Raw genomic sequence first — 13810 nt, forward strand, 5'->3', positions numbered from 1 at the left:
TCTACTTTTATAGATAAGTAGGCAGTATTAGCAATGATAGCGGTCGGATAAATTTTATATATAAAAAATCTATTAATATTTCATTTTTGTAAATACTACAACCTAGTTTAAATTATAACATTATTCTAATATTTTTGTATATATTTTTAATTAGTTTTAAGCATATGAAATAAAATTACTAGGTGAAGTAATAATAAAAAAATAGAAACAACATCTATTTCAGAAGACTAGAAAAATTTCACTAATAGCTTCTTCCACAAATGTTATTTCTATTTCTTTTTTTGAATATACATCATACAATTAAATTATTTGTATGATAAGACAGACGCCTTATTTTAATTTAATTTTGTACGTTTTTAGATCAAGTTTAATCTTTAATTTTAGTTAAAGTCTCATTTTTAGCATTACTTGCACTTTCTGTCTGAATCTGTTCTTTAGTCTTTGAATATGGATTATCAATAACATATTTTTTGAAAGAAGCTGATTCTGAAGCATAATTTGGCCTCTCTTGTAATAGTTCATCTTTAAAATAGGCTTCATAAACTGCTCTAACTGCTGGTGCAATGTATCCACCATGACCTCCATCAAACACTACTGCAACTACAGCTATTTTAGGATCATCGACTGGAGCATAACTTATATATGTTGCATAAGGTGATCTTCCTCTTTCATGTTGATCTTCTGCAAAGTCTGCTGTACCAGTTTTACCAGCTGTTGGGATTGGGAAGCCTGCAAATGCTGCTTTTGCTGTACCACCTTCTTCATTATTAACCGCTGACATACCTTCTTTAATAACCTTTAATGTACTATCTTTAATATCTATTTTATTTAAAACTTCTGAATTAAATTCTTGTACTACATTCCCATCATTATCTGTAACCTTATCTACCAAATGAAGTTTATATCTTGTTCCACCATTTGCAAGTGTGGAAACATAAGAAACTAATTGTAGTGGAGTAAAGTTATTCATACTTTGACCTATAGATGCATAAACAAGTTGACCAGGTGTTTTTATTTCTCCAGACTTATCATTAATCGTAAACTGTGCTATACTCTCTGCTACAGTTGATGCTTGATTATCTAAATTTGCTTTCTTTCCTGATGCTTCAAACTTTTGCACTCTACTCTTATATTCATCAGAATGTTCCATTATATTTTTAACATCCTTTTTAACATCCTTAGCAAAATCATCATGACTTAATTGCTTTTCATCAGTTCCAACTTTACTTAAAATGTCTGAAACCTTATCTTTTATGGATTGTTTAGCACTCTTAACTTCTTCATTATCATCTTCTGATACTCTTATATCAAATGGAATGAAAGTAGCTCCCGTTCCTTTATACTCACCTTTTTCTAAATAATCAACTAGTTCATATTTATCATATGCTATAGATATCTCTTTCCATGATTTAAAATTATATGTTTGACCAAAACTTTCTTCTATTTCTATTCCAGTTGTATGTTTTTCTTTGCTATTAGGATCAAAACCTAATCCAAATTGCCAAGCATATTTTGCAATAGAATCTAATGCACTAGGGTCCCCTCCATTTAACTTATATAATTTATATGCAGTTTCATAGAAGTAATAGTTAATAGAATCTTGTATTGCTTTCGCTAACCCTACTGGTCCATAAGTAAAACCACCATTCCTGTACTCTATACCTGATGGAGCAAACCCCTTACCAAATGTTTCAGGATGTTCATCAAACTTACCTCTATCTACAATAATTTCATCTGGCTTTATTGCACCTGATTCTATACCTGCAACAGCTGTAAGTGGCTTAAATGTAGAGCCCGGTGGAATTAATGACATTGTAGCATAGTTATAAACTGCACTTGGATATAAATAATTTTTATCTGTTCTGTATCCATCTTTCATTGGGAATAAATCCTCTACAGTTTTATTTAATCCCATTCTTTGTATTAATTCTTTTCCAAAAGCATCTAAGTCAGGATTAAAATATTTCTTGTATTCCTCTGGTGTTAACTTTCCTGGAACTGTAAACAAATTCGGATTAAAACTAGGATAACTTACTAAAGATAAAATTCTTCCTGTTTTAACCTCAACTGCAATTAATGCTCCTCTTGTTGCATTTTTATAAGAATAACCATTATCCGAAGAATTGGTTTGTATATTCTTAATTCCATCTGCTAAAGCCTGTTCTGATGCATACTGAATATTATCATCTATTGTAAGATGAACATCATTGCCTGGATAAGATTCAAGTTTAAATAATTCTTCAGTTACTCTTCCCTGAGAATTTACTTTAACAGTAGTTCCTCCCTTAACGCCTTTTAATTGTTCTTCAAATGAGGATTCTATTCCTGTTTTACCTATTAAATCTGATGAAACATCATATCCTCTAAGTTGATAGTTTTCTGTTTTAGAACTATCAATAGATGATACATATCCTAACACAGAAGATGCTAATTCATTATTAGGATAATATCTTATTGGTTCTAAACTAACACCTATACCAGGTAAATCAATAAGTTTTTGATATACTACAATTGCAGTATCTTTCTTAATATTACTTGCAATAGTTACAGCTTTATAACCTTTAAAGCTCTGCATTTTTATAGCATCTTTTATAACTATAAAATTTCTAATATCCTTTAAAGAATACCCATTATTTAATAAAATATTTGTTATTTCTTTTCCATCCATTTTATCATATATTTTACTTTGTTCTTTTGTAGGATTTGGATCAACACTAGAAATTAAATTATAACTTTTAACCAAATAGTAAAAAGTATCTTCAGCACTTATTTTGGCTAATTCATTATCTACTTTTTCAATTTGTTTATCGCTTAATTCCTCGACACCTTTAAATAACTCTTTTTGTATTGAATCATTTAATCCTCTATCTCTTTTAAATCTTATTTCTTCATGCTTTTTTGAATCTGCATCTGATGTTTTATATTCAAAGTATATGTTATTATTATCATCTATTTTTAAAAATAAATTATCTTGAAAAGCCTCATTATTTTCATTCAGTATTTTTAAAAGTTCACTCGTTGTAGAATAAAATTGTTTATCTGCATCAGTAGTCTTTGTATATGTTAATGCATATGTTTGTATATTGGTAGCTAATATATTACCATTTTGATCATATATCTTTCCTCTAGGAGCTTTTTCTGATACGAATCTTGTAGAATTAGCATTTGCTTTTTCTTTATAGTTATCATAATTTAAAATTTGAAGATATATTAACTTTGTAGTAATTGCACCAAAGATTATAAACATAATAATAGACAAAACTTTATATCTAGAAAATTTTTTTTTCTTTGTTGGCTTATTTACTATCATTTAAACCTCCATGGACGTCTTTTATATTCCTCATTAGGAATTTTCATCACTAATCTATACCCAAGGAACATTATTACTGCATTATATAATCCCATAATAAAACTTCTTGTTAAATCAACTCTTATCTTTATAAGATAAAATATTATAAAAATTCCTATGTATTTTAATAAAGTAATAATAAAAACTGAAATTACAGGTATTAATCTCTTACTTTTAAATATGCTTTCTCCAATTATACTGGCTAATAAACATAAAAGTAAATTCAAAAATGAATTTACTCCAAAGCCATTGAAAAAGAATATATCTTGTAATACTCCACTTAATACCCCTATAAAAACAGCTTTTGATTTTCCATTTATAAGTGCATATGCAATAGCAAATGTAAATAATAAACTTGGATATATTCCATTAATTGAAAAAAAAGGCACTAAAGAATTATCCAGTATAACTAATGCTATAGAAACTAATGTAACTATTAATTTTTCCATAATTAAAACTCCTAATATTTAATTTCTCTTGTATCTTTAGGAGACACAATAAACAATTCTTCTAGTTTATTAAAATCAACATACGGCTTTACAACAGCTGTTTTCATTACTTTTATTTTATCTTCATCAACATGAGTAACCTCTCCAATTTTAATATCTTTAGGATAAATCCCACCTACTCCAGAAGTCATAATTACATCACCTTCTTTTATATCAGAATCCATTGGAAGGCTATATACTTTTGTTAAATTTCTATTTTGGTCCTTAAATCCTTTTAAATATCCTGTTGTTTCTCTTGTGCTTTGGTCCATAACACTAACTGCTATATTTTCATTAATTATTGATTGAACTGTGCACCAATTATTTCCAACGGTAGTTACTTGACCTACAAGTCCCTTAGCTGAAATTACAATCATACCTTTTTTTATTCCTTTATCTTCACCTTTATTAACTTGATATCCGTCTAAAAAATTTCCACCACTATTTCCTATTATATCGCAACCTATATAATTATAGTTGTCTTTTTCATTTGCAAAATTTACTATTTCTCTTAATCTTCCATTCTCTTCTTCTAATGCAGAGTATTCTAGTATTTTGCTCTTAAGTTCTTCATTTTTATTTACTAAATCTTTATTCTGATTTTTTACTTCTGAAAAATTTAAGAAGAAATCTAATGTTTCTTTAACTCTATCAGTAACTTTATAAATTACCATTTGTACAGGCTTTAAAGTATTCGCCGCTCCATTTTCAATCATACTTTTATTATCTCTCTTGACAGTATAAACTATTAACCCTAAAAAGCTAACTGACAGCACTATAATAGTTACTGCCAGTTTATTCTTAAGAAGCTTCACTTAATTAACCTCTTTCATCTCTACTAATTTTATCAAAATCTTCCAAAGCTTTTCCAGCTCCTAAAACTACACAATCAAGAGGTGCCTCTGCTATATGTACAGGCATATTTGTTTCTTTATTTATTAATACATCCAAGCCTTTTAATAAAGCTCCTCCACCGGCTAACATAATTCCTTTTTCCATTATATCTGCCGCAAGTTCTGGAGGGGTTTTTTCTAAAGTTGTCTTAATAGCTTCTATAATTGCACATACTGGCTCTTTTAATGCATCTCTTATTTGAGCTTCAGTAATTTCTATAACCTTAGGAAGACCACTTATCATATCTCTTCCTTTTATTTCCATGAATTTACTTTCTTCATCCTCAATTATATGAGCTGAACCTATTTCCATTTTAACTTGTTCTGAAGTTCTTTCTCCTATCATTAAGTTAAATTCTTTCTTAATGTAAGAAATAATTGCTTGATCTAACTCATCTCCAGCTACTCTTAATGACCTACTAGTTACTATTCCGCCTAAAGAAATAATAGCAACTTCTGTTGTTCCACCACCAATATCTACTATCATACTACCAGTTGGTTCACTTACTGGTAAGCCTGCTCCGATTGCAGCAGCCATTGGTTCTTCCATCAATATAACATCTCTTGCTCCTGCAAGTTTAGTTGCTTCTTCAATAGCTCTTTTTTCAACTTCAGTAATTCCTGAAGGATAGCAAACTATTATTCTTGGGCTCTTAAATGCACTCTTTGTAGATACTTTCTCAATCAATTTTTTAAGCATTATTTGAGCTACATCAAAATCTGCAATTACTCCATCTCTTAAAGGTCTTATTGCTACTATATTACCTGGTGTTCTTCCTATCATAAGTTTTGCTTCAGCACCTACAGCTAGTGTCTTTTTAGTTACATTATTCATAGCAACAACAGATGGCTCCCTTAACACTACTCCTTTACCTTTTACAAAGACTAAAGTATTTGCTGTTCCTAAATCTATTCCCATGTCTTTTCCAGATCCAAAAAATCCCATTATATTTTTTCCCCTTTCAATCTATACGAGTCCTTTTTCTTTCAAACTAATAAAGCTATCTTTTCCTATTATTATGTGGTCAAGCAATTCAATTCCCATAATATTACCACACTCTTTAATCCTAAGTGTAATATTTACATCTTCCTTACTAGGTGTTGGATCACCTGATGGATGATTATGAGCTATAATTATCTTTGCACTGCTCATATTAATTGCTTGCTTAAATATTTCTCTTGGATGAACAATAGATGTATTCAAACTTCCTTTAAAGACATCTTTTGTACCAATAATAATATTTTTTGTGTTTAAAAATATTACTTTTAATATTTCTTGTTTTAATTCACACATTTCTCCAATAAGTACCATTGCTACATCTTTTGGAGTTGTGATTTTAACATCTTTATCTGTAGATTTTAAAGTTCTAAACCTTTTAAAAAGCTCAGATAAAGCTAATATTTGAGATGCTTTTCCTTCTTTTATTCCTTTAATTGAAGTTATATTATTGAGAGATGCATTTAACACGCCATCTAGTCCCTCTAATTCTGATAGAAGTCTATTACTTAATGCGAGTACATTTTCTCCTCTAGTACCTGTTCTTAATATAATCGCCAATAATTCTGAATTACTTAAAGTTTCAGCTCCATATGATAGCAATTTTTCTTTAGGCCTTTCATTTTTAGGTATATCCTTAATTTTAAGATTACTGTACATTATTACACTCCTCTTAACATAAGATACCCCATTCCCTTTTAACTATTTAATTTGTTCAAGCATAGTTTTTACTTTATTTAAAGGTAGCCCTACCACATTGTAATAACAACCTTTAATTTCTTTTACAAATACCCCACCTATGCCTTGAATACCATAAGCTCCAGCTTTATCTAAAGGTTCTTTTGTTTTTATGTATTCTCTAATTTCTTTATCACTTATTTGTGAAAAAGTTACTTCTGTACATAAGCTATCTTTTATAGTCTTATTTAATGCTGTATTAATTACTACAACTCCAGAGTAAACAAAGTGACTTCTTCCTTGAAGAGATTTTATCATATTAAATGCATCTTCTTCATCTTTTGGCTTTCCTAATATCTTACCATCCAATGTAACTACAGTATCCGCAGATACTATTATTGCATTTTCATTAATCTTATTTTTAATATCAAGAGCCTTTCCTAAAGCTATACTTTGAACATATTTATCATTAGAACCTTCAAAAATTATCTGACTTTCATCAAAATCACTAACCATTATATCAAACTTTTTTACCAATCTTGTTAGCAATTCCTGTCTTCTTTCTGAAGCAGAGGCCAATATTATTTTCATATACTCACATCCTCTAAAGAACCATTACTAAATAATTATCCCCAATTCTTACTAATTATAGACATATTTTTATTCCTTAATTAATCAAAATTTAGTTATTAATTATTAAGGTGTAGTAAGTAATTGTCACAAGATGTCAATCATTACTACACCAATATAGTTTATCATTTAAGCTGTTGTTAAACAAGTATGTTAAGGCAAGTTATAAGCTTTTTATAGAAATTTAATTTTATTGTAATAAATTATTATACTTTATATTTTTTGATTATTTCATAAAAATATTTCAAATTAATATCAACATTGGTTTTATCTATTTTTTCTGGTAAATTATTAACATATTCTCCAATTAATTTTAGTTCCTTAAAGTCATCTGAATTTTCACTATTAATAATTTCTAAGCACCATGCTTTATACTCATAAGTTTTTATACTTTTAACTTCTGATTCTTCTAGCTTATTACTTATTTTCAAAAATCCTTCAATTATTTCTGCTATTTTTTTATTCTCTAAATTATTATTAGGAATTCTAAAATTAACCTTAACAAGATTTATCCCTTGAGATGTTAACTTTTCTAATTCATTTAATCCATCTTGTTGCAAATACAACCCTATAATTACTCTATATTTACCTTCCTCTTCAACTATATAAGTGTTGTACTTAGAAGGTATATTCTTAATAATAGCTTCTGCATTTTCTTTTTTAGCATAATAACCATATTGTAAAGCTATAAAATCTTCGTTATTAGTAACACTAACGCTTTGATTCAAATTATTACTATTTGATTTACCTTTAAATACAGATTTACTAAAACACAATCCAATTATAATAGATAGTCCTGCAATTATTGCTATAGTACATAAAAACTTTATCTTTCCATGTTTTTTATACTCATATCTTGTATATCTCATATAATACCCCCTAATTTTTATAAATATAATTCTAAAGAATGAATTCATAATAAATCCATTAACTAAGTTATTTATATATACTATAATTATTCTTAAGGTTACAATTATATGAATTATGTTAGGCATTTTAAATAAAAAACATTTTTAAGCTTGCTAATATTATGCCAATTTAGTTAATATTATTAAATCTGCTGTGTTTTCTTCAGTATCTTCAAAGAAATCTTTTGATATCCTTAGCTTAGTAAAACCTGCCTTATTCCAAAAATTAATTGCTTTTTTATTTTCTACGTTAACTCCTACCTTAAAAAGTTCTATATAATAAAATTTTTTAAAATATTTTAAAATTTCTTTTAAAATTTCATTACCTAATCCCTTATTTCTAAATTTTGAATCTATTATATACAACCAAATAAACAATTCCGATTTTTCTTCCAATTCAAATCTTCCTTTAAAAACTCCACATATTTCATTATTTTTTTCTATTTTAATAAACAGTTCCTCTTCAGTCAAATAATATTCTAAAAATCTTCTGTAGAATAATTGCCTATCTAAGGAAAATGCATCCTCATTACATTTATCATTTAAAAGAATCCACTTATTTAACTCATCTATGTCTTCTCTTTTAACACTTGTTATCTTAAAATCATCATAATTAAATTCAATGTTTACCAATACACTACTCTCCTCTGTCTTATTTTGTTATTTATTACAATTATTCTTCATTTAAGTTGTATATCCTTTATTAAAATTAGAAAACAAATAAATTAAAAATAAGAGGCTCTATTTTAAAACCGTGTTGATATTGTTACATATTGTTCATTGAGCTAAAGAATTAAACTTAAGAACATCTAAATGAGTATAGTCCCATTCCAGCTTGCTCCAAAGGCAAGCTTCGGACAAGCAATTAATGTGACAATATTCATTAAGAGTTCTAAAAGTTAAATTCTAATGCCCAATCAACAAAAATGTAACAATACCAACACTATATTAAAACAGAGCCAAATAAAAATAATTCTAAAACGTTTTTTATTTAATTTTCTTTAAAACTTCTAATAGATATTCCCAAACTCTCTCTACAGAGGATATACTCATATGTTCATTTGGAGTGTGTATATCAACTAAGTCAGGTCCAAAGCTTATCATGTCTAAATCTCCTAGCTTTTCCTTAAATAATCCACATTCTACACCTGCATGAATAGCTACAACTTCAGCTTCTTTTTTATACATAGTTTTATAAACATCTTTGCATATTTCTCTTATTTTTGAATCATCTTTATACTGCCACTCTGGATATCCAGCAGTATTTGAAATAGTACCACCTAAGATTTCAGTTAAACTTTTAATTCTTTGAACTATCTCTTCTCTCAAAGAAAAAACTGAACTCCTTACTGCACTATCATATTCAATACAACTATCATTAGTTGTAAGAACACCTATATTTGTTGAACTCTCTGTTAATTCTTCTATCTCAGAGCTTACTGTGTTTATTCCATTTGGATACAAGTATAATAAATTGATTACGTTTTTTGTAGTATCTTTTGAAAATACTCTTTCAACATTTTCTTTTAATTCTATTACTTCTAACTCTATGCTTGGATCTTTTAATTTAAATTCATTTTTAAGATCTTTTCTTAATGTAGATATGATATTTAAAAATTCATCTTCATTATTAGAATTTATTAAAACTTTTGCTTCTGCTTCTCTAGGAATAGCATTATTTTTAGATCCTCCATTTAATGAAATTATATTTAATTCCATTTGATTTAATATATTCTTCAGAACTCTTCCTATTAATTTAATAGAATTTCCTTTTCCTAAGTGTATATCTGCACCAGAATGTCCACCCTTTAATCCTTTAATTCTTATTTCATATTCTTTTGTACTTTCTTTTGGATTTTCCCATTCTATATTTAAACTAGATTTAGTTCTAATTCCCCCTGCACAACTAACTAAAAGTTTTCCCTCTTCTTCTGAGTCTAAATTTAAAACAATTTTTCCACTTAAAGAATCTGGTGATAATGCTATAGCACCACTCATACCTGCTTCTTCATCAGTTGTTAATAATATTTCAAGTGCTGGGTGTTCTAAAGTATTATCTTCTAATAATGCCATTGCATAAGCTACTGCAATACCATCATCACCTCCTAATGTGGTTCCCTTTGCATAAATATAGTCATCTTTAATTTCTAATTCTATAGGATCTTTAGTAAAATCATGTATAGTATCGTTATTTTTTTCACATACCATATCCATGTGTCCTTGAATTATAACTGTCGGTGCATCTTCATAACCTTTTGACGCTGGTTTCTTTATAATTATATTTAATGCATCATCTTGTATTACTTCTAATCCTAGATTTTTACCAAATTCAAGTAAATAATCACTTATTCCCTTTTCATTTCCAGATCCTCTAGGTATTTTAGATATTTCTTCAAAATAATAAAAAACTTTTTTGCAATTAATTTGTTGTAATTTTCTCATAATTCTTCTTTCCTTCCTAAATGTGTGATAAAATTAACATAATGTATTTTCTTAAGTTTATAATAAAATATATATTTAATTATATTATCTATATATTATCATAAAATATAGATAAATTTGTATTCTTTAAATTTAATTTTATTATTTACTTTAGTATTACATAAATATAATTAAGTTACTTAAAATTTACAGGTGAGGTGTTAATATGCAAAAAACAAAAATGATTTTTACAATTGGACCAGCAAGTGACAATGAGAAGACCTTAAGAAAATTTATTGAGATTGGAATGAGTGCTGCAAGATTAAATTTTTCACATGGTACTCATGAAACACACAAAGAAAAAATTGACTTAATAAAAAGAATAAGAAAAGATATGGGATCTTCTACTGCACTAATCTTAGATATCAAAGGACCTAAGATTAGAACTCATAACTTTATAAATGATGGTGTAGATCTTAAAGATGGACAAGAATTTTCTTTTATTTGTGGAGAAGAAATTCTTGGAGATGAAACAAAATGTTCAATATCTTATGAACAACTTTGCAAGGATGTAAAAATTGGTGGAGACATTCTTGTTGATGATGGTCTTTTAAAGTTTAAAATTACAGGAGTTGAAGGAAAAGCTATTAAATGTACTGTAATTGTTGGTGGAAAAATTCAAAATCATAAAGGTGTCAATGTTCCTAATGTAAACATAAACTTACCATCTATAACAGAAAAGGACATAGAAGATATAAAATTCGGATGTGAAATGGGAGTTGACTTCATTGCTGCTTCTTTCATTAGAAAAGCTAGTGATATTACAGAAGTAAAGAAAATTTTGGCAGAAAATAATGGTAAGCATATTAAAGTAATAGCTAAGATTGAAAATCAAGAAGGTGTAAATAACATTGATGCTATTATTGAACAAACTGATTGTGTTATGGTTGCAAGAGGAGATATGGGAGTTGAAATTCCAATTCAAAAAGTTCCTATAATCCAAAAAATGATAATCAGAAAATGTAATGATGCTGGTAAGGTTGTTGTAACTGCAACTCAAATGCTTGATTCCATGATTAGAAATTCTATTCCAACTAGAGCAGAAGCAAGTGATATATGTAATGCTATATTTGATGGAACTGATGCAATTATGTTAAGTGGTGAAAGTGCTTCTGGACATTTCCCTATTGAAGCTGCACAAACAATGTCAGAAATTGCAAAAGAGGCTGAAGCACATTTAGATTATAATCAATTAACTACAAGATTAAGAGAACCTTCTCTTAATGATTATGCTGGTGCAATAAGTTATACAGCTTGTAGAACTTCAAACTTATTACATGCTTCAGCAATTGTTGCTGCTACAAAAAGTGGTGCTACAGCTACACTAATTTCAAGATATAGACCAAAATCACCTGTTATCGCAATAACACCTTATGATAAAGTAAGAAGAAGTTTATCTTTAAATTTTGGAGTTTTGCCAATACTTTGTGAAATGTATAATACTACTGATGAAATTTTAACAGAAGCTAGAAAAGCTGTCTTTAACTTAAACTTTGCTTTACCAGGTGAAGATATTGTAGTTGCTGCTGGAATGCCAACAACTCAAACTGGTGGTACAAATATGTTAAAGATTGAAAAGCTTTAATATATTAACTATATAATTATTATTTTTTAAAATTATTTATAAACTATCTAAAACATATGGAGGCATAGTATTTTAATATATACTATGCCTCCAACTTTTTATTTATTTTATTCGCTATGTTTTAGAAAAGTGTTGATATTGTTATATAATAGCGCACTGGCATTGAAAGCTGCTTTGTAGAACTCTTAATGAATATTTGTACTATTAATTGCTTGTCACAATCTTTGATTGGGAACATGCATTAATAGGACTACTATTCATTTTAGAGTTCTTAAAGTAAATTTCACAGTCCATGAGCTTTATATAACAATATCAACACGGTTTTGAAACAAAGCCATTTTATTATTAGGCTTATTCAAATTTAAAGTCTTTAAATAGTTCTCCTAATGATACTCCATCTTCTTCATCTACATATTTAAGATATTCCTTATTACTTTCATTTACATCTTTTATACTTAAAGCTAATTTCTTATCGTTTTTATTAAAGTTTAATACTTTAACTTTTATATTTTGATTAACTTCTAAAATATCTGAAGGTTTTGCTATATTATCATCAGTAATTTCGGAAATATGAACTAATCCTTCTACTCCTTCAAATATTTGAACAAATGCACCAAATGAAGTCAATCTTATAACTTTGCCGTCAAAAATATTTCCTTCTTTAATTTCATTTTCATGTAATGTCCATGGCTCTTTGTTTACATCTTTTAGTATTAAAGATAATCTTTCTTTTGATAAATCAATAGATCCTATGTATACCTCAACTTTATCATTTTCTTTAACTATCTCTTCTGGTTTATTTACTCTATTCCATGATAAATCAGAAATATGAATTAATCCTTCTATTCCTCCAATATCTACAAATGCACCATATTTAACTAGCTTCTTAACTACACCTGTTCTCTTTTCTCCTTCTTTCAAAGAGTTCCATAAAGCTTTTTTATTAATTTGATACTCTTCTACTTCAATGATCTTTCTTGAAGCTACTACTTTGTTATTTCTAAAATCTAATTCAATAATCTTAACTTCCAAATCATTATTTACTAAAGTCTTTAAATCTATCATATTTCTTGATGCTAAAGAAGCTGGAATAAATACTCTTATATTACCATAATAAGCAAGTAATCCTCCTCTAATTTCTTCTTTTACATATACCACAATATTTTTTTCTTCTTCAAATGCTTTTTTTATTTCCTCTCTTTCTTTAATAGCTAAAACTTTTATTAATGAAAGTTCAACATATCCTTCTCCATCATTTGGAGATATAACATATACATCAATTTCATCATCTATTTTAAGTACTTCACTTGGACTTTTATCATCTAATGATAATTCTTGTTTAGATATTAATCCGTCAAAAGCATAATTTACATTAACTACAGCTTCCTTATCATTAACTTCTATAACTTTTCCTTTTAAAATTTCACCCTTACTTATTTTTTTTACATCATAATCATCTAAAAAATCATTCATAATATTATTTGTTGTTAAATCTGACATATTACCACTCCCTTAATATTATTTTTAATAAGGCACATGAAAGAAAATAATAGACCAAAGATGCAAAATAGACAAGCATACTGGTATATTATTTTTTTGAATGTGCCTAATGCCTAAACTTAATTAATATAATTTTAATCCAATAAATAAATTTACACAAGCGCCATGCCTTCTAATCACTTTAGGCATATTAAAGAAAATAGCAAGTCAAAGATGCGACGTATATTTTAATGTGCCTTATAGTATTGTTATGATATAATAATTTAATTAGATAAGTTTAAATAAATTAAGTTTTTATATA

Annotated in this window: 11 protein-coding genes; 1 reads left to right on the top strand and 10 read right to left on the bottom strand. The window is 27.6% G+C overall.

Translation table 11 applies throughout. The features are described from left to right. Nucleotides 1–367 precede the first annotated feature (367 nt). The 9 genes from BM027_RS02175 to BM027_RS02215 all read right to left on the bottom strand — a co-directional run bounded on the left by BM027_RS02175 (nt 368) and on the right by BM027_RS02215 (nt 10385). Nucleotides 368–3310 (bottom strand): penicillin-binding transpeptidase domain-containing protein, encoded by a 2943-nt coding sequence (locus BM027_RS02175; RefSeq protein ID WP_090088385.1) that lies wholly within the window; start codon nt 3308–3310, stop codon nt 368–370. Beyond that, nucleotides 3307–3798: a rod shape-determining protein MreD gene (gene mreD, locus BM027_RS02180; protein WP_090088386.1), complete on the bottom strand. Its 492-nt coding sequence runs from the start codon at nt 3796–3798 to the stop codon at nt 3307–3309. Before mreD ends, BM027_RS02175 begins: the two co-directional genes overlap by 4 nt. Nucleotides 3799–3809: 11 nt before the next feature. Beyond that, nucleotides 3810–4652: a rod shape-determining protein MreC gene (mreC, locus tag BM027_RS02185; protein WP_090088388.1), complete on the bottom strand. Its 843-nt coding sequence runs from the start codon at nt 4650–4652 to the stop codon at nt 3810–3812. 4 nt (nt 4653–4656) lie between these two features. Further along, a complete protein-coding gene (locus BM027_RS02190; protein ID WP_090088390.1) occupies nt 4657–5676 on the bottom strand; it encodes a rod shape-determining protein in 1020 nt (339 codons plus the stop codon). A gap of 21 nt (nt 5677–5697) precedes the next feature. Then, nucleotides 5698–6387 (bottom strand): RadC family protein, encoded by a 690-nt coding sequence (radC, locus tag BM027_RS02195; protein ID WP_090088392.1) that lies wholly within the window; start codon nt 6385–6387, stop codon nt 5698–5700. A 42-nt stretch (nt 6388–6429) separates the two neighbouring features. After that, complete coding sequence (locus BM027_RS02200) at nt 6430–6996, bottom strand: Maf-like protein (RefSeq protein ID WP_090088394.1); 567 nt, start codon at nt 6994–6996, stop codon at nt 6430–6432. Between the two features lie 245 nt (nt 6997–7241). Beyond that, nucleotides 7242–7904, bottom strand: a complete 663-nt coding sequence (locus BM027_RS02205) for an SPOR domain-containing protein (protein WP_090088396.1) — start codon at nt 7902–7904, stop codon at nt 7242–7244. A 159-nt stretch (nt 7905–8063) separates the two neighbouring features. Beyond that, nucleotides 8064–8576 (bottom strand): GNAT family N-acetyltransferase, encoded by a 513-nt coding sequence (locus tag BM027_RS02210; RefSeq protein ID WP_090088397.1) that lies wholly within the window; start codon nt 8574–8576, stop codon nt 8064–8066. Between the two features lie 354 nt (nt 8577–8930). Next, nucleotides 8931–10385, bottom strand: coding sequence for an aminoacyl-histidine dipeptidase (locus BM027_RS02215; RefSeq protein WP_090088399.1), 1455 nt, complete (start codon nt 10383–10385; stop codon nt 8931–8933). A 205-nt stretch (nt 10386–10590) separates the two neighbouring features. Here BM027_RS02215 and pyk point away from each other — a divergent pair, with 205 nt between their 5' ends. Continuing rightward, on the top strand, nt 10591–12009 hold the full coding sequence (gene pyk, locus BM027_RS02220; RefSeq protein ID WP_090088401.1) for a pyruvate kinase: 1419 nt from the start codon (nt 10591–10593) through the stop codon (nt 12007–12009). 351 nt (nt 12010–12360) lie between these two features. Here the strand turns inward: pyk and rpsA are convergent, their stop codons facing one another. Beyond that, a complete protein-coding gene (gene rpsA / locus BM027_RS02225; RefSeq protein ID WP_090088402.1) occupies nt 12361–13509 on the bottom strand; it encodes a 30S ribosomal protein S1 in 1149 nt (382 codons plus the stop codon). Nucleotides 13510–13810 lie beyond the last annotated feature (301 nt).

The sequence above is a fragment of the Clostridium uliginosum genome (assembly GCF_900112485.1).
Taxonomy (GTDB): domain Bacteria; phylum Bacillota; class Clostridia; order Clostridiales; family Clostridiaceae; genus Clostridium; species Clostridium uliginosum.

Bases quoted from the DNA above. Each gene is read 5' to 3' on its own strand.
- BM027_RS02200 (WP_090088394.1), bottom strand. From the start codon at position 6,996: ATGAAAATAATATTGGCCTCTGCTTCAGAAAGAAGACAGGAATTGCTA.
- BM027_RS02215 (WP_090088399.1), bottom strand. From the start codon at position 10,385: ATGAGAAAATTACAACAAATTAATTGCAAAAAAGTTTTTTATTATTTT.
- radC (WP_090088392.1), bottom strand. From the start codon at position 6,387: ATGTACAGTAATCTTAAAATTAAGGATATACCTAAAAATGAAAGGCCT.
- mreD (WP_090088386.1), bottom strand. From the start codon at position 3,798: ATGGAAAAATTAATAGTTACATTAGTTTCTATAGCATTAGTTATACTG.
- BM027_RS02190 (WP_090088390.1), bottom strand. From the start codon at position 5,676: ATGGGATTTTTTGGATCTGGAAAAGACATGGGAATAGATTTAGGAACA.
- BM027_RS02205 (WP_090088396.1), bottom strand. From the start codon at position 7,904: ATGAGATATACAAGATATGAGTATAAAAAACATGGAAAGATAAAGTTT.
- BM027_RS02175 (WP_090088385.1), bottom strand. From the start codon at position 3,310: ATGATAGTAAATAAGCCAACAAAGAAAAAAAAATTTTCTAGATATAAA.
- pyk (WP_090088401.1), top strand. From the start codon at position 10,591: ATGCAAAAAACAAAAATGATTTTTACAATTGGACCAGCAAGTGACAAT.
- rpsA (WP_090088402.1), bottom strand. From the start codon at position 13,509: ATGTCAGATTTAACAACAAATAATATTATGAATGATTTTTTAGATGAT.